Genomic DNA, 20957 nt, shown 5'->3' with positions numbered 1-20957 from the left:
CGAATTCGTGGGTCAATTTCCCTCGTGGCGCCGGTGGATCTCCACCGCGACGGCCAAGTCCTCCCACGACATCCCGACGCTCTTGAAGAATCGTGGCCGGTCCTCGGGGACCGCCCCCTCCCCCCGGACCAACTCCGCGAGGTTCACCCCGGCGTCGCGGCTCGCGTCCCACCCGGCGAGGAGCAGATCGCCGGCCTCCTTGCCGGCGGCGGAGCGCGCCTCGACGTACACGGCCGCGCGCCGGACCAGCGCGGTGTCGACCTCCCGCGCCGTCGGCTCGTGCGAGCCCACCGCCACCACGACCGCGTGGGCGGGCACCAGCGTGCCGTCGAACAGCGGTTCGCGGGCCGTGGTCGCGCACACCACGATGTCGGCGTCGGCGACCGCGTCCGACGTCCCGACCGTCGCCGCGAGACCGAACGCACGGGCGTGCTCGGCCAGTTCCCGGGCCGCCTCGACACGTCGCGCCACCACCGTGAGCCGTTTCAGCGGCCGGACGGCGAGCAGGGCCGCCAGGTGCCCGTACGCCTGCGGACCCGTACCGAACAGCACCAGGTGCGCGGCATCGGCGAGGGCCAGCCGCCGGACCGCGACGGCGCTGACCGCGGGCGTCCGCAGCGTGGTCAGCGCGGCGCCGTCGAACAGCGCCAACGGTCGCAGCGTGGGCCCGTCGAGCAGCAGGTAGCTGCCGGTGATCCGGGGCAGCCCCCGGGCCGGATTGCCGACCGCGACCCCGGCGATCTTGACGCCCACGTGCGACGACACCGCCGCGGGCATCAGGAGCAGTTCCCCGGCGGGCACGGCCACGCTCGACCGGGGCGGTGCACCCTCCGGATCGAGGCCGCCGAGCAGCGTGCGCTCGATCGTCGCGATCGCCTGCACGGGCGCCAACTCCACGGGGATCGTGGGCAGTTGATCCGTCGCCGTCACAGCAGGAACCCCGCCCCGAGCGTGTCGTCGGCGTCGAGGAGGAACCGATGCTCGCCGGTGCGATACGCCGTGCCGGTGACCTCGGTGAGCACGCCGGCGGTGTGCGATCCGACGACCTTGCCGGTGAAGACCGTGCCGATGATCGACTCGTGGCGCAGTTCGTCGCCCGTCGCGATCCGACCGCTGTCGGCGAGCAGCGCCAGCCGCGCGGACGTACCCGAACCGCACGGGGAACGGTCGATCTGGCCGTCGGCGAACACGGTGACGTTGCGCTGGTGGAGTCCGGTCCCGGTGTCCGGCAGTTCCTCGTGGAGGATGACGCCGTAGACCCCGGACAAACGCGGGTCGTCGGGATGCCGGGTGGCCGGCTCGTCGGCGAGCGCGGCGCGGATCTCCCGGCCGATCGCGGTGATCTCGGGCAGCTGCTCCGGGGTGACGGCAAGGCCCAGCGAGGTCGCCGAGACGGAGGCGTAGCAGGCCCCGGAGTGGGCGAGGTCGACCTGTACCGGGCCGCGCGAGGTGGTCACCGGGATCTTCCTGGCGGCGATGCCCGTGGGCACGTTGCGGAAGGTCACCGAGGTGGTCCGCCCGGCGCGGCGGTGCACGATGGCGGTGACCCGACCGGAGGGAACGTCGATGTACACCCGCGCCGTTCCATCCGCCGGCGCCGCCACCCGCCCCGAGTCGACCGCCCACGCGCCGAGCGCGATGGTGCCGTGGCCGCACGCGGTGGAGTAGCCGTCCTTGTGCCAGAACAGCACCCCCAGGTGTGCCTCGTCGTCGTCGGGCGGAACCACGAAACCGCCGTACATCCCGCCGTGCCCGCGCGGTTCGCGGGTGAGCAGTCGGCGGATGTCGTCGAGCGGCCCGGGTCGCGGCGCGGTGGCGGTGCCCCCCGCTCCGAGTACGATCGCCCGCCGCTCGGCCACGGTGTCCCCGGCGATCACGGGCAGCCCACGGGAGACGATCCGGAAGGGTTCGCCGGCGGCGTGGTAGTCGACGGTCTCGATGGCGGCGATCACGATGCGGGCGCCTTCTTCCTGGGCGGGAGGGGGACTTGCCGGGCATGGGCGGATAACGAAACACCTTTATAAGGTGTGACATTGTATTGATAGATATCAGACAACCGCAAGTATTTCCCGGCCTCAGGCATGCGATCGTCCGGGACGCTCCGCACCGACCGGCGCGAGTCACGACCGCGGAGACGCCGCATGCCGGCGCCCGCCGCCGTCCCGCAGTTGGCGATTCGCCGGACAACGGTCTTTCGTGGCGGATAGGTTGAAGTGAGGCATTCCGCCTCCCCGCACCCGACCCCATGGAGGTTGAAGTGCCGCATTTCGCCTACCAGTTCCACGCCGCCGTCGGCAACTGTCAGCCGGTCCTCGCCGCTCCCGCCGGGGCGGGCAACCCGGCACCGCGACTGATCAATCTGGCCAACACCGCCGGCGCCGCGCTGGTGCCGCACCTGTTCGGCGCGATACCCGCGGCCGGATTGGCGGCCATTCCCGCGGCGGCGGCGCGCGCGCCCTACACCTGGGCCGGACTGACGAACGCGTCGCTGCGCATCGGGCTCTACCCGCCGGGGCCACACCCCGCCTACGAGGCGACCTGGCGCATCGCGTCGCTGCGCGTGGCCGCCTACACGGCGGCGGGCGGTCACCTGCACGACACACCGATCCTGGCGGCGCTGGACGCGGGCGAAAAACGCGCCCTGGCCTACTTCATAGGCGTGACACTGGCCATGTACACCGCCGGGATCACCGGCTTCACCTTCCCGCGCCACCTGTCCCGCCACGTCGCCGCGTTCGGGGGAGCGGGCGCCGGATACACGGTCGATCCCGCGTTCGCCGCGGCCAACCTGCCCGACATCGTGTTCTTCAACCTGGGGGCGGGCACCTGCCAGGTGTGGGAGGCCAAGGGGCGCGGTGTGGGCGCGGGCGGCGGCGGTTTCGCCGTCGCCGGGGTGCCGGCGCTGCTCGGCACGGCGATCGACCAGACCCGCAGGCTCGCCACGGTGCGCATGCCGGGCGTTTTCCCGGCGTTCGTCGCGCCCAATGCCCGCATCGCCTCCGTCGCGCGGGTCAATCCCGCCGACGGCCGGTGGCACCTGCACGTGGCCGACCCCGCCCAAAAGCGGGGCCGGGAGGAAGGCGATCCGATGGAAAAGGCGAAGTTCTACGAGGAGTTCTATCGTCCCTTCCTCGAGATGATCGAGGGCAGCACCGCTACGCTCACCGTCGACGGCGTGCGGTTCCTCGTCGCGGTGGTGCCGGGAACCCGGGTCCGCGTCGGGCTCGACGAACGCATCGCGGACCTCTTCGGCCAACACGTCGGCAAGCGGGGACGCCCCGAGGGAGATCGTGCCGCAACGGCGTCACCGGAGGAGATCTGCGAACGGATCGAGGAGATTGTCGAGACGGGCTACGGCCAGGCCCCGATCGACAATCTCTACGTCAGCCCGGAGGGCATCCTCACCGAAGCCGACGAGGAGGACCTGACCCAACCTCCGGCCTGACAGGCGGACGAGCCGACCACACCCGCCCGCCGGGCGATCGCCGACCCGAGAATCGCAGACCAGAACGGCGCGGCCCCGGACAGCGCGACCCGCAGCGCCGGGGCCACGTTCACCCTCACCCGCACCGGCGGGCGGCCTCCCCGATCCGCACCCGGTCGTTCCCGCCGTCGGACAGGAACGACGCCAACGCCTGCCCCTCCTCGCCCACGGCGGCGTGTTCGGCCCGGGACAACGATCGCAGCGGGGTGACCGTCACCGCCCCGCCCTCGACGCTCCACGTCGCGCCGACCCGGCCGTCGAGCAGGACCACGCGCACGCCGGCGACCGACAGGCCCCGGTGCGCGTCGTCGACGATGCGGGTGCGGTCGTCGTAACCCAGGAGCGCGTTGTCGAAGGCGGGGAGGAAGCGCACCGGGGCGGGGGTGTCGGGGTCGGGGCGCGGCGCGTCGGGCAGATCCAGCAGCTCGCGCCCCCGCTCGTCCCGGAACGAGACCAGTTCCGGGCGCACCGCGGCAACCGCGCGCGGCAGACCCGCGAGGCCGCACCAGGCGCGCAGATCGGCCGAGGAGGCTGGACCGAACGCGGCCAGATAACGCCGTACCAGCGCTTCGCCGACCGGATCCGTGTCCGCCGGGGCCGGCGGGTCGACCTCGCGCCCCAGCCACGAGGAGACGAGCGCGTTGCGCACGCCCGCCCGGGTCCGCCACACCCCGCGCGGCGGGAGCTGCACCACCGGGACGAGCGCGATCAGCATCTCCCCCAGCGCCTTCGGCGACACGTCGGGCCAACGATCGGCGAGCGCCCGGGCGAACTCCGACATCGAGCGCGGCAGCCCGTCGGCCATCACCTTCCGGCCCTGCGCGGCCAGTTCGTCGAGTTCGATCCCCTCCAGCTCGCGGCGGTACACGCCCATCACCCGCTGCCGCAACATCGCGTCGTGGCGGGCCCGCCAGGCCAGCGCGTCGGCGGCGGTGACCAGGTGCACGGTCCGGCGCATCAGGTGGGTGCGCACCACGTCGCGTCCGGTCACCAGGTCGGACAGCGTCGCCGGGTCGAACGCGCGCAGCCGCGACCAGAGCCCGATGAACGGCTCCTGCGGTTCCTGCGCCTGGAGACCGCCGACGTGCGCGACGGCCGCAGCCGGCGCCATGTCGACTCGATCGAGCAACAACTGCCGTGCCAGGGTCGCCCGGTTGAGCGCCCGCGCGTCGAGAACGGTCATCGCCGACGACCACCCTTCGTTTCCCCGCCCACGATCACGACCGATCCCTCGCCTTTTCTCGCGTCCATGTCCCCAGCCTGACATCGGTAGCGGTCAGGGTATGACCGCTACCGATGGCATGGCCCATGTACAGGACCCCGGCCCCCTCAGCCCCCCACGTAGTCCGCCAGGTGCTCCGCGGTCAGCGTCGACCGGGCCGCGACCAGATCCGCCGGCGTGCCCTCGAACACCACCCGCCCGCCGTCGTGCCCCGCCCCGGGCCCGAGGTCGATGATCCAGTCGGCGTGCGCCATCACCGCCTGGTGGTGCTCGATCACGATCACCGACTTGCCCGCGTCGACCAACCGGTCCAGCAGCCCGAGCAGTTGCTCGACGTCGGCAAGGTGCAGACCCGTGGTCGGCTCGTCCAGGACGTACACCCCGCCCTTGTCGCCCATGTGCGTGGCCAGCTTGAGCCGCTGCCGCTCGCCGCCGGACAGCGTGGTCAGTGGCTGCCCCAGACCGAGGTAGCCGAGCCCGACGTCGGCGAGCCGCCCGAGGATGGTGTGCGCGGCCGGCGTGTGCACCTCACCCGCGCCGAAGAACTCCTGCGCCTCGTTCACCGACATCGCCAGCACCTCGCTGATGTCGCGCCCGCCCAGGTGGTATTCCAGCACCGAGGCGTCGAACCGCCGGCCCTCGCACTCCTCGCACACACTCGCCACGGAGGCCATCATCGCCAGGTCGGTGTAGACCACGCCGACCCCGTTGCAGGTGGGACAGGCACCCTCGGAGTTGGCGCTGAACAGGGCCGGCTTCACCCCGTTCGCCTTCGCGAACGCCTTGCGAATCGGGTCGAGCAGCCCGGTGTACGTCGCCGGATTGCTGCGCCGCGAACCCCGGATCGGCGCTTGGTCGACCGACACCACACCCTCACCGGCGGCATGCGAGCCGCCCACCAGCGAGCCGTACACGAGCGAACTCTTTCCGGAGCCCGCGACCCCGGTGACCACCGTGAGCACGCCGAGCGGCACGTCCACGTCGACGTCGCGCAGGTTGTGCGTGGCCGCGCCGCGGATCTCCAGCGCGCCGGTGGGCTTGCGTACCCGCTCCTTGAGCCTGGCCCGGTCGTCGAAGTGCCGGCCGGTGACGGTGTCGCTCTTGCGCAACTCGTCCACGGTGCCCTCGAAGCAGACCGTGCCGCCCGCCGCACCGGCGCCCGGGCCGAGGTCGATCACATGGTCGGCGATCCCGATCGTCTCCGGCTTGTGCTCCACCACGAGCACCGTGTTGCCCTTGTCCCGCAGGCGCAGCAGCAGGTCGTTCATCCGCCGGATGTCGTGCGGGTGCAGGCCGATGGTGGGCTCGTCGAAGACGTACGTGGTGTCGGTGAGCGCGGAGCCGAGGTGGCGGATCATCTTGACCCGCTGCGCCTCGCCGCCGGACAGCGTGCCCGACGCCCGGTCGAGCGAGAGGTAGCCGAGGCCGATCTCGACGAACGAGTCGAGGGAGTGCCCGAGGTTGGTGAGCAACGGCGCCACCGACGGCTCGTCGATGCCTCGGATCCACTCCGCCAGATCGCTGATCTGCATCGCGCACGCGTCGGCGATGCTCACCCGCTTGATCCGCGACGACCTGGCCCCCTCGCTCAGCCGGGTGCCGCCGCACTCGGGGCAGGTCCCGAACGTCATCGCGCGCTCGACGAACGCCCGGATGTGCGGCTGGAGCGCGTCGATGTCCTTGGCCAGCATCGACTTGCGGATCTTCGGGATCAGCCCCTCGTAGGTCAGGTTGATCCCGTCGACCTTGATCTTGGTCGGCTCCTTGTACAGGAGGTCGTGCAGTTCCTTCTTGGTGAACTTGCGGATCGGTTTGTCCGGGTCGAAGAAGCCGCAGCCGCCGAAGATCCGGCCGTACCAGCCCTCCATGCTGTAGCCGGGGACGGTGAGCGCGCCCTCGTTGAGCGACTTGGAGTCGTCGTAGAGCTGCGTGAGGTCGATGTCGGAGACGGTGCCCCGGCCCTCGCAGCCGGGACACATGCCGCCGGTGCGCTGGAAGGACGCCTTCACCGCCTTCTTGGCCCCGCGCTCGACGGTGATCGCGCCGGTGGCCCGGACCGAGGGCACGTTGAACGCGTACGCGCTGGGCGGGCCGATGTGCGGCTTGCCGAGTCGGCTGAACAGGATGCGCAACATCGCGTTGGCGTCGGTGGCGGTGCCGACCGTGGAGCGCGGGTCGGAGCCCATGCGCTGCTGGTCGACCAGGATCGCGGTGGTCAGCCCTTCGAGGACGTCCACCTCCGGCCGGGCCAGGGTCGGCATGAAGCCCTGGACGAAGGCGCTGTAGGTCTCGTTGATCAGCCGCTGGGACTCCGCGGCGATCGTGCCGAAGACGAGCGAACTCTTGCCCGAGCCGGACACACCGGTGAAGACGGTCAATCGACGCTTGGGGATCTCGACGTCGATGTCCTTGAGGTTGTTCACCCGGGCGCCGTGCACGCGGATCAGATCGTGGGTGTCGGCGACGTGCGGCGCGGGCGACCGCACATTCGTCCTCGGGGCCTTGCTCATCCTGACTCCTGTGCTCGCGGTCGGGCGTTTTCGGTGGGTCGGCGCCGGCGGGTCGGCGGTGTGTGGCGATCACGCTAGCCGCCGGCTCCGCGACCGTGCTTCTTCAGTCCTGATCGATGCGATCACCGGCCGAGCGACGCGCCGCGTGCCGAGAGTAGTTGGGCCCTCGCGTGGCAAACCTCTAGCGTACGAGCCTGTGAACAGCAGATTGCGGGACATCGCGGCCGTGAACGCCCGGATCGTCGCCACGGGCGAATACTCGACTCCTTACGGCACGGTCCGGGTGGGGCCCGCGCTGCACGCGGCGATGTCCGGCACCGTCGGCCATCCCCCGGACGAGCCGCTCGCCCCGCACCCGGTCGGCGCCGGGCCGTCGACGCAGGTCCGGGTGACCGGCGAGGGCAGCCTCCAGGCCGCGCGGCGCCTGTCCGGGTCGGGCTCGGGCCCGATCGCGGTGCTCAACTTCGCCTCCGCGCGCAACCCGGGCGGCGGCTATCTGCGCGGCGCCCGGGCCCAAGAGGAGGACCTGTGCCGCAACAGCCTGCTGTATCCCTGCCTGTTGCGGGCCCCGGACTACTACGCCGCCCACCGAGCCGGACCCGATCTCCTCTACAGCGACCGGGTCATCTGGTCCCCCGACGTCCCGGTGCACCGTGACGAGCACGGTCGCCTCCTCGACGAGCCGTTCCCGGTGTCGTTCCTGACCTGCGCCGCCCCCGACGCCGGCGAGACCCTGCAGCGCGACCCCGCCGCGCACGGCCGCGTCCGGGAGACCCTTCGCCGCCGCGCGGGCCGCGTCCTGACGGTGGCCCACCATCACGGCGCCCGCCGACTGGTCCTGGGCGCCTGGGGATGCGGGGTGTTCCGCAACGACCCGCGCGAGGTCGCCGGCGCGTTCCACGACCACCTCGCCCCCGACGGCGCCTTCGCGGCGGCCTTCGAACACGTCGTCTTCGCCATCCACGACCCCTCCCCCGACTCGCCCAACCGGACGGCGTTCACGGAACGCTTCGGCGCCGCGGAGGCCGCCCGGCGCTGACCGGGCGGGACGGCGTCGGGTGCGTCTCACCGGTGGTGCGCGGCGCCCACGTGGTGCAGGTGGACGAGGATGTCGTAGGTCGGGCACAGGCGGGTGTTCGTGTACTCGTCGCACGGCCACACGACGCCGACACCGCGTGTGGGGTGGGCGTCCGCCAACCAGTCGCGGGCGAGCCCGGGGGCGACCGTGCGGGTGTCGAGATACCAGTCGCGTCGACACACCTGTCCGAGGACGAACTCGGCGGCGCCCGGCCCGGTGGGTCCGAGGTCGAAGCGGCGCCGGGGCCGCCCCGGGGCGGTGGCGTCGATCGCGTCGAACGAGCCCTGGCCGAAGGTGAATCCGACGTTGGCGTACCGACCGCCGAGCCGTTCGCGCAACGCTCGCCCCACATTCGGCGGATCGTCCCCCGCCGCGCTTCCCGCGGCGACCTCGGTGTTGTGCGCGGAGACGAACACCCCGGCGCCGATCCGGCGTTGCCACCGGATCACCCCGTCGGCCGCGGCCGCGGCCCGGTCGGCGCCCGAGAGTTCGCTCCCGATCCCGAGCACCCGTACCGCGCCCGGCGCACCGCGCACGTTCCACAGCCGCATCCAGCGGAACACGTCGAGCGTCTCCAGGGTGTTCCATGGGCTGTCGTCGGCGCGGAACTCCTCATCCATGATCGTTTTGAGGTGGCCGGTGCCGTGCCGCACCCACGCGTCCAGCCGCGCCCCGGCGCGCGGATGGATCCCGAGCACGAGGCCGCGGAAGCCGTGGTGGTCGACGAGATGTCGGAACAACCGATGCTTGACGGTCCCGAACTCGCCCGAGCCGTGGGTGGCGGCTCCCGCGCCGACCACCTCCACGCCCCGGAGCATCGTCCCGAACGCCGCCAGATCCGTGTCGGGCCCGCCCGGAACGGTGCTGCGCAGTGGAAAGGCGTGGGCCGCCAGCGCCAGGGCCGGATCACCACGCGACGGAGTGGATGCCGGGGACGTCGCGGCCACGACCGCCGGGCCGGAGGCAAGGGACAAACGCTGTGATTTCATGCACCCGACGCTAGGCAACCCACCGCGCCGCCCGCGTCGTCCGCGAGACCCAGGACCCGAGTACCCCTCGGGTGCCGGCCGACCAGTACCCCGGATCGCCCGGCGGCCGGCTCGGCGCGGGCCTCCCGGTCAGTCCTGCGCGGCCGCGTAAACGGCCGTGACGGCGTCGGCGATCGGGCCGGTCGGGTCGCGCTCGGGGTCGCGGCGGGCCAGGCCGTCGTACGTCTCGAAGCCGGTGAGTTGCCAGACGACGTCGATCGTCTCGGGCCCGGCCGCCACCCTCCGGGCCGCCAGGAGCGAGCCGAGCGCGGTGCGGCGCATGTCGTCGCGCTCGCGCAGCAGTCGGTCGAGGTCGGCGTCCAGCACCGCCATGCCGCGCAGCCTGCGGATCACCACCGGGTCGGCGGCCCAGAAACGACAGAAGGTCTCGGTGAAGCGGCGCAGCGCCGCGTCCACGTCGGGCGCGGCGAACGCCTCGGACAGGTCGACGCCCGCGCGCGTGGCCAGCCCGTCGAAGAGGGCTTCGAGCAGGCCGGCCTTGGTGCCGAAGGCGTTGTAGACGGTCTGGCGGGACACGTCCGCCGCCTTGGCGATGGCGTCGAGGGTGAGCTGGGTGGGCTTGGTGGCCGCGAGCAGCGAGCGGGCGGCGGTCAGGATGCGCAGCCGGGTGTCCTCGGCTGCGGCCTGGCGTTTGTCGGACTTGTACACGCGCGGACTCACGCGGCTTGCCCCTTTCCCGATTTTGGATTTACTGTCTGTCCATTGAATTCTACGCGACCTCGCGGATCGCGGATACCCCGGCCTGCCCGGGCGTCCCCATACGCCGGATTCGCACCCTCCACACCCTGCGCCACCTGCATTCGGGAGTACACCATGTCCACCCTTCAGCAGCCCCTCACCGACCGCGTCGCGATCGTGACCGGTGCGAGTCGCGGCATCGGCGCCGCCACTGCCCGAGCCCTGCACAAGGCCGGCGCGCGGGTCGTGCTCGCCGCCCGTGACGCGGACGCGCTGACCGCCCTGGCCGACGAACTGGACGCGGCCCACGGCCGGGCGCTCGCCGTGCCGACCGACGTCACCGACCCCGACGCCGTCGAGCGACTGGTCGCCACCACCGTCGACCGCTTCGGCCGGCTGGACGCCGCGGTCAACAACGCCGCCGGCGGCGGCCACCCGCCCACCCCGCTCGCCGACGTCGACGTGGCCGCCTTCGACAGCGCCTTCGCCGTCAACCTGCGCGGCGTCTTCCTCGCCCTGAAATACGAGATCCCCGCCATGCTCGCGAGCGGCAACGGCGGCACCATCGTCAACATGTCCTCCACCGCCGGTCTCCAGGCGGTCGGCGGTCTGGCCGGGTATGTGTCCAGCAAGTTCGGCCTGATCGGGCTCACCCGCACCGCCGCGCTCGACTACGCCGACGCCGGCATCCGGATCAACGCGCTCGCGCCGGGCCCGATCCACACCGAGCAGTTGGAGGCCGCCGGGGAGCAGGCCCGGCAGGCCGCCGCCCAGGCCATGCCGATGCGCCGGATCGGTCTGCCCGACGAAGTCGCCGCGGCCGTGGTGTGGTTGTGCTCCGACGAGTCCTCGTTCATCACCGGCGCCACCCTGCCGATCGACGGCGGCAAGCTCGCGGGCGCACCGCCCTTCCGTCGCCCCGCCGGCCGGCCGCAGACGAACCCGACCGCGCCGTGAACCTGCTCGTCGTGGGCGCCGCCGGCGGTACGGGCATGCGGCTCGTCGCGCAGGCCCTGGTCGCCGGCCATCACGTAACCGCCCTCGCCCGCGATCCGCGACGCGTCACCACCCGACACGAACACCTGCACGTGGTCGCCGGGGACGCCCTGGACCCGGACACGATCGACGCGGTGGTCCCGGGCCACACCGCCGTACTCAGCGCACTCGGCGCCACCACCCGCGCGCCCACCACGATCTACTCGCGGGGCACGGCCAATCTGCGCCGCTCGATGACCGCCGCGGGTGTCCGGCGTCTGGTCTGCCTGTCCTCCGGCGCACTCGACTCGGGCGCCGGGGTGCCGGCGGCCCAGCGCCTGGTGACCAGACTCATCGTCAAACCCCTGCACCGGCATGCCTATGCCGACATGCACCGCATGGAGCAGGATCTGGCCGAAGCCGACCCCCGCGCCGACACGCTCGACTGGACCGTGATCCGTGTCCCGATGCTCACCAACGGACCGCGCACGGGCACCTATCGATACAGCCCCGACGAGAGTCGGCCACTGGATCGGCCGACCCGGCTCTCTCGCGCCGACCTGGCCGATTTCATCCTCGGGCACGTCGACGACCGCGAGACCTTCGCGACCCGGGTCGCCATCTCGTACTGACCCGCGCCGACGACCCCCGAAAAAGCCGCCGAGGGGCGGTCCGGTGCCCGCCACCGGCACGGCGACCGCACGCGACCGCCCCTCGGCTTTCCCCATGCCGCCGTCCCGCCCCGGCCGACGTGCGACCACCGGCGCCCGGCACCCGTCGACCGGCACTTTCTCCCAGATCGCTTCCGACCGCATCCACGAGGTAGACATGGCCACAACCCGGGCGGCGATACCGCCCCCCGCTTCACCAGGTCCGTCCGCCACGCCCGGATGGACGCGTTACGCCCGCGTCGTCGCGGGCCGCCGCTCCAAGTGGGCGGTCCTGGCGATCTGGGTCCTGCTGATAGCCGTCGGCGGATCGCTCGCCGCGAAGATCGGCTCGGTCCAGGACAACGACCCGCAGACCTGGCTGCCGGCCGACGCCCAGTCGACCAAGGCCATGGACATCGGCGAGAAGCACTTCGCCGACAAGAACGTCGCCACGGCGGTGGTCGTCTACGCCCGCGAGAGCGGCCTGTCCGCCACCGACCTGGCCAAGGTCGACCGCGACCGGGCGGCCCTCGCGGCCGAGGGCACCGCCGCGCCCGTGCCGGCGCCCGTGGTCGCCGAGGACCGTCGGGCCGCGTTCCTGAGCGTCGCGCTGCGCACGTCCAAGAACGACAACGCCGTGCTCGGCGACGGCGTCGACAAGCTGCGCGACCTGGCCCGGGCCGACGCGCCGGCCGGGCTCGACGTACGAATCACCGGACGTGCCGGCAACATCGCCGACTTCATCGACGTCTACTCCGGCCTGGATCTGGCCCTGCTCGGTGCCACTCTCGGCCTGGTCGCGCTGCTCCTGCTGATCACCTACCGCAGTCCGATCCTGTGGCTGATCCCGCTGCTTTCGGTCGCCTTGGGCGCCCAGGTCGCCAACGGGGTGGTGTATCTGCTCGCCCGGCACGCCGGGTTGCTGGTCAACGGGCAGAGCGCGTACGTCCTCACCGTGCTGGTCCTCGGCGTCGGCACCGACTACGCACTGCTCCTGGTGGCTCGGTATCGCGAGGAGTTGCGCCGGCACGAGGACCGGCACGAGGCGATGGTGCAGGCGTTGACCAGGTGCCTGCCGGCAATCGTCGCGTCCGCGCTGACCGTGATCGTGGCCACCTTGTGCCTGGTGTTCGGCAGCATGAACTCCACCCGGGGACTCGGCCCGGTCGTGGCCGTCGGCGTCGCGGTGGTTTCGCTGGCGATGACCTCGCTGCTGCCGGCCCTGCTCGTGATCCTCGGCCGGTGGGCGTTCTGGCCGTTCGTGCCCCGGTATACCCCGGACGCGCCGGCCGAGCCGGTCGCCGCCGAGCGGGCACGCGGACTGTGGCCGGCGGTGGCCCGGTTGGTGGGACGTGCCCCCCGCGCGCTCTGGATCGGCACCGCCGTGGCCCTGGCTGCCCTCGCACTGGGCGCGACCGCCACGTCCACAGGCCAGACCCAGGCGGAGCAGTTCACCAAGAAGGTCGATTCGGTCACCGGCCAGCAACTCCTGGCGCGGCACTTCGCCGCCGGGTCCGCCGCGCCGGCCGACGTGTACGTGCCCTCGGCCGTCGGCGGCGACGCGGCGGCGATCATCCGCGGCGTCCCGGGGGTCGCCGCCGCGAGCGTCGACCGGACCGCCGGTGGGTGGGCGCACATCGGTACGGTCCTCGCCGACGCCCCCGACACCGGCGCGGCTCGACGCACCGTCGACCACATTCGGGTCACCCTCGATCGCGCCCCCGGGAAGGTGTCCGAGGCCGTCGTCGGCGGGCAGAGCGCGGTCGCCCTCGACACCTCGAACGCGCAGGGCAAGGAGGAGAAATTGCTCATCCCGCTGGTCCTGGCGATCGTGCTGATCATGCTCGTGGTGCTGCTGCGCGCACTGGTCGCGCCGATCGTGTTGCTGCTGTCCGTGGTGCTCTCGTACGCCGCCGCCGTCGGTGCCGCCGTGCTGGTCTTCCGCGCGCTCGGTCATCCCCGGATCGATCGTGGTCTGCTGCTGTTCGGCTTCCTGTTCCTGGTCGCGCTGGGCATCGACTACACCGTCTTCCTGATGACCCGGGCCCGGGAGGAGGTCCGGCTGCGCGGCCATCGCGAGGGCATGCTGACCGCGCTCACCGTCACCGGCGGCGTGATCACCTCCGCGGGACTCGTGCTCGCCGCGACCTTCGCCGCGCTCACCGTCATCCCCACGGTCACCTCGCTGCAGCAGGGCTTGCTCGTGGCCATCGGCGTGCTCCTGGACACGTTGCTGGTCCGCAGCCTGCTCGTCCCAGCCCTCGCCCTCGACATCGGGCCGCGCATCTGGCGCCCGGGACACCCCGAGCGACCGTCACCCCGGCCCACCCTCTGAGCCGGTCGAGGGGCCGTCCGTCCACCGGCCGGCCCCTCGACCGGACGTCAACCCTTGCCGCGGAAGCGGCGGTGCAGCGCGCGGATCTCCTCGGCCAACGCCGGAATCGGGCCCTCCACCACGAGCCCGGGTACGACCTCCCCGATCGGCAGGGCGCGTACGGGAGAGGCCGAAACACCCAGTTCGGCCAGCCAATCGCCGGTCTGCGCGGCCGAACTGACGTAGACGATGCGGCCGAGGCCCACCCAGCCGTGCGCCGCCGCGCACATCGGGCAGTGCTCGCCGGAGGTGAAGACGGTGGCCGCCGCCCGCTCCGGGGGTGTCAGGTGCGCGGCGGCCCATCGGGCCAGTTCGATCTCGGGGTGGCGGGTCGGGTCCCCGGTGCTGCGCTCGCGGTTGCGGTCCTCGGCGAGGACGGTGCCGTCCGCGGCGACCAGGACCGAGCCGAACGGCTCGTCGCCGGCCGCCACGGCCTCGGCGGCCAGTTCCACGCATCGGCGCAGGTGGATGAGTTCTTCGTCCGACACGGTCATCGCGTCTCCGTCATTTCGCTTCGGTGGAATCGGCGGGCGGGGTGCGCTCGCCGGCAGGGGTGCGCCCGCCGGGCGGAGTGCGATCGCCGTTGGGGGTACGCAGTCGCTCGGCAACCCGGGCCAGCATGCGCCACGCGGCGCCGGGATGTCGGGTCTCGTTCGGATCGCCGTCGAACGGATCGAGCACGACGGTCTCGGCGCCCAGGCCGCGCAGGCCGTCCAGATCGTCGAGAACCTGCTCGATCGTGCCCTCGCCCGCGAGTCGTGTGGCGTCGGGCAGCGGCTCGTCGGTGACATGCAGCGCGATCCGGGGCACCAGCGCCGGCGTCGCCCGGCCCTCCCCCTCGGCGATGTCGCGCATCCGGTCGACCGCCGCGTGCATCCACGGCATGGTGCGGCGCAGCGGATGCCAGGCGTCGCCGAGGCGCACCGCGCGGCGGATGCCCGCGTCGCTGTTGCCGCCGACCCAGATGGGGATACCGCCCGCGCGGTAGTCGTCCTCGCCGCCCGCCCACGCGGCGCGAATCGCCGCGAGGTGCTCGTCGGTGGTCCGGCCCCGGCGCTCGAACGCCAGCCCGAGGGCGGCGAATTCCTGCCGCGCCCAGCCGACGCCCACGCCGAGCACCAGGCGCTCGTCGCTCAATCGGTGCAGGTTGGCGGCCATCCGGGCGACGAGCAGGGGGTGTCGGTAGGGGACGATGAGCACCGTGGTGCCCAGCCGGACCCGCCGGGTGACGCCGGCCAGCCAGGCGAGCGTGGTGAAGGGTTCGTAGAAGGGGGCGGGGTACTGCTCCGCGACGTCGGGCGTGATCGCGATGTGGTCGGAGACCATCAGCAGGTCGAATCCCAGCCCCTCCACGGTCTGTGCCCAGTCGCGCAGCATGCCCGGATCCGTGCCGGGGCCGAAATTGGGGACGTTGACACCGAGTTGCATGGATCGAGGCTATCCGGCGGCAACCCGAGGGCTGAAGACATAATTCATGCCCTTCCGGCCGGATCGCCGTGGATCCGCCGGTAGTCTGGCCGAATGACCGAGGATCTCGACGCCACCGACTGGGCCATCCTGGGCGAGCTGCAACGCGACGGGCGTATCCCGCTGACCGAACTGGGGCGCCGGGTCAGTCTGAGCGCGTCCGCGACCACGGAGCGGGTCAGGCGTCTGGAGGCGGTCGGCGTGATCACCGGCTACCGGGCGGAGGTCGACCTCGCCCGGACGGGCTTCGCCGTGCTGGCCGTGGTGCGCCTGAAGTACCCCGGGAGTCGGCACGGCCCGCTGCACCGCCTGCTGGAGGAGCGGCGGGAGATCCTGGAGTGTCTGCGCACCACGGGCGAGGACTGCTACACGCTCAAGGTGGCAGCCACGTCGATGCCGCACCTGGAGGCGATCATCGACCGCCTCGCGCAGTTCGGCAGCACCACCACGAACATCGTCTACAGCCAGACGCTGACCTATCGCGGCCCCGCCCGCCCCACCCCGCCCGACGACGACCGGGACGGGGAGCGCGCGGCGGATTGAGACCCCGCGGGGCCTGCTACTCGACGACGAGTTCGACCGGGATGTTGCCCCGGGTGGCGTTCGAGTAGGGGCAGACCTGGTGGGTGGCCTCCAGCAGGGCGCGGCCCTGCTCGGCGGACAGGTGCTCCGGCAGTTCCACGCGCAGCGTCACGCCCAGCCCGAAGCCGCCGTCGCCGTTCGGGTTCAAATCGACCTCGGCCGTGACCGAGGCGTCGGCCGCGTCCACGCCCTGGCGCTTGGCCACCAGTTGCATCGCGCTGCCGAAACAGGCCGCGTAGCCGGCCGCGAACAACTGCTCGGGGTTGGTGCCGATCCCGTCGCCGCCGAGTTCGCGCTGTATGCCCAGCTTGACGTCGAGTTGCCCGTCGGAGCTGACCGCCCGGGCGTCGCGTCCGGCCGAGGTCGCGATCGCGGTGTACAGGCTCATGGTGGTCTCGCCTTCTCCAAGTGATGGCAGACAGATCCGAATAGTGGCAGACAGATCTGTCTGTTCGGTCGACGGATCCGACGGTAGACAGACCTGTCTGGTAAAGTCAAGGCATGCCCACGACGACCCCCGATCGACCCCGCGAGAGCCCGGCCCGCCGCCGCGTGCTCGACACCGCGAGCGCGCTCTTCTATGCGGAGGGCGTGCATGCCGTGGGCGTGGACCGGATCATCGCCGAGGCGGCCGTCGCGAAGGCGACCTTCTACCACCACTTCCCGGCCAAGGACACGCTCGTCCACGCCTATCTGACGGAGCAGTTCGAGGCGCAGCGCCGGGCCGTCGACGACTTCCTCACCGACTCCGCCGATCTGCCGCCGCGCGAGGTCCTGGTGCGGCTCTTCGACCTGATCGTCGAGATCGGCCGCCAACCCGGCTTCCGGGGGTGCGCGTTCATCAACGCCGCCGCCGAATTCCCGGATCTCGCGCATCCGGTCCGCGGCGCGATCCAGGACCACCGGACCTGGTTCCGGACGATGCTGACCGACCTGCTGACCGCGGCCGGCGACGCCCACCCCCGGGCCACCGCCGACATCCTCATGCTGCTGCGCGACGGCCTGGCCGTCGGCTGCTACCTGGACGACGCCGACGCCATGCGCCGGATCACCCGCGACGCGCTCGACCGGGTCCTGGACACACCTGACGACCCGACGCGATAGCCGCCCCGCCGGCCACTACCGCCCGACCGGCGCCTCCTCCTCGGGCAGCGGCGCTCCGGTTCCGGTGCGCACGGATGTGGCGTGCTCCGGGTCCGCGATCCGTGCCGCGCCGGCCGGGCCGGCGGTGACCACCGGGGTCAACGTTGCGCCCACATCACTCGCGATCGCGCGCCGGGTGTGTCGGGCCCGCTCCCGGGTGAACACACCTACGCTGCCTGTGGGTGGCGTGACCGCGCGGCGCGAGATCGGTGATTCCGGAGGCGGATGTGGTGCGTGACGGTGGGAGATTCGACGTCGTCGTGGTCGGCGGCGGCCACAACGGCCTGGTCGCCGCCGCCTACCTGGCGCGGGCGGGGCGCTCGGTCGTGGTGCTGGAACGGCTCGACGAGGTCGGCGGCGCGGCGGTGTCGGCCCGGCCGTTCCCCGGGGTCGACGTGCGGTTGTCGCGCTACTCGTACCTGGTCGGCCTGCTGCCCCGAAAGATCGTCGAGGACCTGCGGCTGCCCCTGGTGACGCGGCGTCGGCGGATCGGGTCGTACACCCCGCGCGGCGCCGACGGCCTGCTCGTCGACACCGAGGATCGGGCGGGCACCCGGGCCGAACTGACCCGGTTCGCGGGCGCACCCGACGCCGACGCGTGGGAGCGGTTCGGCGCGGCCACCGGCAGGCTGGCCCGGCGGGTGTTCCCCACCCTCACCGAACCGCTGCGCTCCGAAACCGAGTTCCGCCGCCTCGTGGACGACGAGCGGATCTGGGGCGCGGTGTTCGCACAACCCCTGTCGGGTCTGATCGAGGCGGAGTTCGCCGACGACACGGTGCGGGGTGTGCTCGCCACCGACGCGCTGATCGGCACGTTCGCGTCGATGCACGACCCCGCGCTGCGGCAGAACCGATGTTTCCTCTACCACGTGATCGGCGGCGGTACGGGCGACTGGGACGTCCCGGTGGGCGGCATGGGCGCGGTCACCGCGAGCCTGGCCGACGCGGCCCGGACGGCGGGCGCACACCTGCGCACGGGCGCGACGGTGACCACCGTGAATCCCGACGGCGAGGTGTACTACACGATCGGCGACACGGAGTATCGCGTGGCGGGCGCACACGTGTTGGCCGCCGTCGCGCCACAAACGCTGGGCCGACTGTTGGGCGAGCCGGCCGCCGGCCCCGCGCCGGAGGGGTCGCAGCTCAAGGTCAACATGGTGCTGGCCCGGCTGCCGCGCCTGCGTGATCCGCGCGCGGACCCGCGCCGGGCGTTCGCGGGCACCTTCCACGTCAACGAGGGTTATGCCCACATCGCCGACGCGTACGAGCAGGCCGCGGCCGGGCGAATGCCGACGCTGCCGCCCGGCGAGATGTACTGCCACACCCTCACCGACCCCTCGATCCTCGGTCCGGGGCCCCGGGCCGCCGGGGTGCATACGCTGACGCTGTTCGGCCTGCACATGCCCGCGCGCCTGTTCACCGACGACCACGACGGCGCTCGGGCGAAGGCGCTGCGCGCGATGCTCGACTCCGTCGACGACGTGCTCGCCGAGCCGATCGAGGACTGCCTGCTGCGCGACGCGAACGGCGACCCGTGCCTGGAGGTGCACACGCCGCTCGACCTGGCGGACGAACTCGGGCTGCCCGCCGGGCACATCTTCCACCGCGACCTGTCCTGGCCGTACACCCCGGACGGTACGCCGCCCGGGACGTGGGGGGTCGAGACGGCCCACGAGCGCATCCTGCTGTGCGGGGCCGGCGCCCGCCGCGGCGGCGGGGTGAGCGGTGTCCCCGGCCACAACGCGGCGATGGCGGTACTGCGCGGGCCGGTCCGCATCGCGGGCGAGGGTCAGCGGGGCGACGCGTCCAGGTAGGTGAGCACGGCGAGGACTCGACGGTGTCCGGCGTCGCCGGCGGCAAGGCCGAGCTTGGCGAAGATGTTGCCGATGTGCTTGTGCACCGCGTTGTCCGTCACCCGCATGCGGGCGGCCATGGTCGTGTTGTCGAGGCCCTGGGCCATCAGACCGAGGACTTCGCGCTCGCGGGTGGTCAGTACGGTCAGCGGATCGTCCCGGCGGCGCACGACCTGCGCGATCACCTCGGCGTCCAGCGCCAGGCCGCCGGCCGCGACCTTGCGCAGCGCCTCGACGAACTCCCCAACCCGGCCGACCCGGTCCTTCAGCAGGTAGCCGACGCCGTGATGGCCGGTGGACAGCAGTTCGGTCGCGTACGTCTGCTCGATGTACTGCGACAACACCAGGATGGGGAAGTCCGGTCGGCGACGGCGCACTTCGATCGCCGCCTGCAGGCCCTCGTCGCGGTACGACGGCGGCAGGCGTACGTCGACAACGGCCGCCCGCGGTTCCTCCTCCGCCACCGCCGCGAGCAGGTCGTCGGCCGTGTCGACGACGCGGGCGACCTCGAATCCGTGTCGGGCGAGGATGAGTTGCAACCCCTCCGCGAGCAGCACGTTGTCCTCGGCGATCACCAACCGCACGGCAACCCCACCATGATCGAGGTGGGACCGCCCGCCGGGCTGTCCACCGTCACCTCGCCGTCGAGCGCCATCGCCCGTCGACGTATTCCGGCGAGGCCGGTGCCCCGCGCCTCGTCGGCGCCGCCCGTGCCGTCGTCGGTGACCCGGATCCGCAGGCGGTCGGCCTCGCGGTCGAGCGTCACGGTGGCGACGGAGGCCCCGCTGTGCTTGGTCGCGTTGGTCAGCGCCTCGACGACGGTGAAGTAGGCGACCGTCTCGACGGCGGCGGGTATGTCGCCCAGTTCGCCCACATCGAGCCGGGCGGGCACCCCCGACCGTGCAACGACCGCGGTCAACGCCCCGGACAGGCCCCGGTCGGCGAGGATCGGCGGGTAGATCGTGCGGATCACGTCGCGCAGTTCGGCCAACGCGGCCTCGGCGCTCGTATGCGCCCGTTCGATCAGCGCCTCGGCCGTGTCCGGATCCTCGCGCACGGCCTGCCGGGCCAGGGCGAGGTGGATCGTCATCGCGACGAGCCTACCCTGCGTGCCGTCGTGCAGGTCCCGCTCGATCCGGCGTAGTTCGGCGCCGTGCGCGTCGAGTACGTCGGCCCGGGTCCGGGTCAGCGCGGCCACGCGCAACTCCAGCCGCTCCGCCCGCGACGACGCGAGCAGCCGGGCCTGGGCGCGGGCGAGCGGCGGCAGCCCGAAGCACGCCACGGCGCCGAGGCCGACGACCTGGACGACGCCGAGGACCAGCGCGTCGTCCCAGCCGTCGATGGGTACATCCACCCACAGTCGTGGCCGGTCGGCGGGGGGAAACGCCCACCAGGCGGTCAGCCCGATCACCCCGACGATCGTGTTGCCGACCACGAGCAGCGCGAGCAGGCCCGCCGGCACGCCGGTCACCGCGTTGAGCAACAGCCACCGGCGCGTGGTCGGCGCCGAACCGCTCGGTACGCCCAGGCCCTGTCCGGCGGATCTTGGTGGATCGGGCCGCGTCGTCCGGTGCCGTGCATCGGCGTGCCGGAGAAGCAGCCGCATGGTGGTTCCATTCGGCTGTTTCTCCGGTGCGGCGAGGTGCGGCACCGGGTGGCGCGGACCCGCCAAGGTCCGCCGGACAGGGCCTAGCCGGCGCCGCGCGGCGGATCGCCGACGGTCCGCCCAGTCGCCCACTGCTCCCGGGTGCGCGAGGAAGAGCAGCCCACCGAGTGCGGCGAACATGTTGCCGAGCAGGTAGGCGCAGGCACGCACCGCGTTCGCCGCATACATGACGGTCAGTATGCGAACAGGGGTCCACCCCCGCACTACAGCCCGCTGTACCGAAACA

The 20957-nt window shown here is 72.4% G+C and carries 20 protein-coding genes; 8 read left to right on the top strand and 12 right to left on the bottom strand.

Features of this window, described 5'->3' with window-relative positions:
• Window positions 1-12: 12 nt before the first annotated feature.
• Window positions 13-930, bottom strand: a complete 918-nt coding sequence (locus ACFXKZ_RS46500; RefSeq protein WP_380012414.1) for an ornithine cyclodeaminase family protein — start codon at window positions 928-930, stop codon at window positions 13-15.
• The gene (locus ACFXKZ_RS46495; RefSeq protein WP_380012468.1) at window positions 927-1955 is read right to left on the bottom strand and encodes a proline racemase family protein; all 1029 of its coding nucleotides are present in this window, start codon (window positions 1953-1955) and stop codon (window positions 927-929) included. The genes ACFXKZ_RS46500 and ACFXKZ_RS46495 overlap by 4 nt, the downstream gene beginning before the upstream one ends.
• A gap of 302 nt (window positions 1956-2257) precedes the next feature.
• Here ACFXKZ_RS46495 and ACFXKZ_RS46490 point away from each other — a divergent pair, with 302 nt between their 5' ends.
• Window positions 2258-3445: a hypothetical protein gene (locus ACFXKZ_RS46490; protein ID WP_380012411.1), complete on the top strand. Its 1188-nt coding sequence runs from the start codon at window positions 2258-2260 to the stop codon at window positions 3443-3445.
• Window positions 3446-3560: 115 nt separating this feature from the next.
• Here the strand turns inward: ACFXKZ_RS46490 and ACFXKZ_RS46485 are convergent, their stop codons facing one another.
• Together ACFXKZ_RS46485 and ACFXKZ_RS46480 are read right to left on the bottom strand one after the other, a co-directional pair.
• Complete coding sequence (locus ACFXKZ_RS46485; protein WP_380012408.1) at window positions 3561-4667, bottom strand: winged helix DNA-binding domain-containing protein; 1107 nt, start codon at window positions 4665-4667, stop codon at window positions 3561-3563.
• A 146-nt stretch (window positions 4668-4813) separates the two neighbouring features.
• Window positions 4814-7216, bottom strand: coding sequence for an ATP-binding cassette domain-containing protein (locus ACFXKZ_RS46480; protein WP_380012405.1), 2403 nt, complete (start codon window positions 7214-7216; stop codon window positions 4814-4816).
• Window positions 7217-7412: 196 nt separating this feature from the next.
• On the opposite strand from ACFXKZ_RS46480, the gene ACFXKZ_RS46475 reads away from it, so the two are divergent.
• A complete protein-coding gene (locus tag ACFXKZ_RS46475; RefSeq protein WP_380012402.1) occupies window positions 7413-8255 on the top strand; it encodes a TIGR02452 family protein in 843 nt (280 codons plus the stop codon).
• Between the two features lie 26 nt (window positions 8256-8281).
• On the opposite strand, the gene ACFXKZ_RS46470 is transcribed toward ACFXKZ_RS46475, so the two are convergent.
• Window positions 8282-9283 (bottom strand): erythromycin esterase family protein, encoded by a 1002-nt coding sequence (locus tag ACFXKZ_RS46470; protein WP_380012399.1) that lies wholly within the window; start codon window positions 9281-9283, stop codon window positions 8282-8284.
• Window positions 9284-9412: 129 nt separating this feature from the next.
• Entirely contained in the window at window positions 9413-10003 is a 591-nt protein-coding gene (locus ACFXKZ_RS46465; RefSeq protein WP_380012396.1) for a TetR/AcrR family transcriptional regulator, read from the bottom strand.
• 153 nt (window positions 10004-10156) lie between these two features.
• On the opposite strand from ACFXKZ_RS46465, the gene ACFXKZ_RS46460 reads away from it, so the two are divergent.
• From ACFXKZ_RS46460 to ACFXKZ_RS46450, 3 genes are all read left to right on the top strand, one after another.
• A complete protein-coding gene (locus ACFXKZ_RS46460; RefSeq protein ID WP_380012393.1) occupies window positions 10157-10978 on the top strand; it encodes an SDR family NAD(P)-dependent oxidoreductase in 822 nt (273 codons plus the stop codon).
• Window positions 10975-11628, top strand: a complete 654-nt coding sequence (locus ACFXKZ_RS46455; protein WP_380012390.1) for an NAD(P)-dependent oxidoreductase — start codon at window positions 10975-10977, stop codon at window positions 11626-11628. The genes ACFXKZ_RS46460 and ACFXKZ_RS46455 overlap by 4 nt, the downstream gene beginning before the upstream one ends.
• 196 nt (window positions 11629-11824) lie before the next feature.
• Window positions 11825-13981, top strand: coding sequence for an MMPL family transporter (locus ACFXKZ_RS46450; RefSeq protein ID WP_380012387.1), 2157 nt, complete (start codon window positions 11825-11827; stop codon window positions 13979-13981).
• Window positions 13982-14028: 47 nt separating this feature from the next.
• On the opposite strand, the gene ACFXKZ_RS46445 is transcribed toward ACFXKZ_RS46450, so the two are convergent.
• Window positions 14029-14514: a nucleoside deaminase gene (locus ACFXKZ_RS46445; RefSeq protein ID WP_380012383.1), complete on the bottom strand. Its 486-nt coding sequence runs from the start codon at window positions 14512-14514 to the stop codon at window positions 14029-14031.
• A 10-nt stretch (window positions 14515-14524) separates the two neighbouring features.
• The gene (locus ACFXKZ_RS46440) at window positions 14525-15448 is read right to left on the bottom strand and encodes an LLM class flavin-dependent oxidoreductase (RefSeq protein ID WP_380012380.1); all 924 of its coding nucleotides are present in this window, start codon (window positions 15446-15448) and stop codon (window positions 14525-14527) included.
• Window positions 15449-15541: 93 nt separating this feature from the next.
• Between ACFXKZ_RS46440 and ACFXKZ_RS46435 the strand changes: the two genes are divergently transcribed.
• Window positions 15542-16030, top strand: coding sequence for an Lrp/AsnC family transcriptional regulator (locus tag ACFXKZ_RS46435; protein WP_380012378.1), 489 nt, complete (start codon window positions 15542-15544; stop codon window positions 16028-16030).
• Window positions 16031-16046: 16 nt separating this feature from the next.
• Here the strand turns inward: ACFXKZ_RS46435 and ACFXKZ_RS46430 are convergent, their stop codons facing one another.
• Entirely contained in the window at window positions 16047-16457 is a 411-nt protein-coding gene (locus ACFXKZ_RS46430; RefSeq protein WP_380012375.1) for an organic hydroperoxide resistance protein, read from the bottom strand.
• 113 nt (window positions 16458-16570) lie between these two features.
• Here ACFXKZ_RS46430 and ACFXKZ_RS46425 point away from each other — a divergent pair, with 113 nt between their 5' ends.
• On the top strand, window positions 16571-17173 hold the full coding sequence (locus tag ACFXKZ_RS46425; protein WP_380012372.1) for a TetR/AcrR family transcriptional regulator: 603 nt from the start codon (window positions 16571-16573) through the stop codon (window positions 17171-17173).
• A gap of 15 nt (window positions 17174-17188) precedes the next feature.
• Here ACFXKZ_RS46425 and ACFXKZ_RS46420 read toward each other — a convergent pair whose 3' ends face one another.
• Window positions 17189-17377, bottom strand: a complete 189-nt coding sequence (locus ACFXKZ_RS46420) for a hypothetical protein (protein WP_380012369.1) — start codon at window positions 17375-17377, stop codon at window positions 17189-17191.
• Between the two features lie 65 nt (window positions 17378-17442).
• Here ACFXKZ_RS46420 and ACFXKZ_RS46415 point away from each other — a divergent pair, with 65 nt between their 5' ends.
• Complete coding sequence (locus tag ACFXKZ_RS46415; protein WP_380012366.1) at window positions 17443-19026, top strand: phytoene desaturase family protein; 1584 nt, start codon at window positions 17443-17445, stop codon at window positions 19024-19026.
• Here ACFXKZ_RS46415 and ACFXKZ_RS46410 read toward each other — a convergent pair.
• Both ACFXKZ_RS46410 and ACFXKZ_RS46405 read right to left on the bottom strand, forming a co-directional pair.
• Window positions 19002-19649, bottom strand: coding sequence for a response regulator (locus tag ACFXKZ_RS46410; RefSeq protein WP_380012363.1), 648 nt, complete (start codon window positions 19647-19649; stop codon window positions 19002-19004). The genes ACFXKZ_RS46415 and ACFXKZ_RS46410 overlap by 25 nt on opposite strands.
• Complete coding sequence (locus ACFXKZ_RS46405) at window positions 19637-20899, bottom strand: sensor histidine kinase (RefSeq protein WP_380012360.1); 1263 nt, start codon at window positions 20897-20899, stop codon at window positions 19637-19639. Before ACFXKZ_RS46405 ends, ACFXKZ_RS46410 begins: the two co-directional genes overlap by 13 nt.
• Window positions 20900-20957: the final 58 nt, after the last annotated feature.

It is taken from the genome of Embleya sp. NPDC059237 (genome assembly GCF_042754105.1).
Lineage (GTDB): Bacteria > Actinomycetota > Actinomycetes > Streptomycetales > Streptomycetaceae > Embleya.
This window is presented reverse-complemented; position numbering and strand designations above follow the sequence as displayed.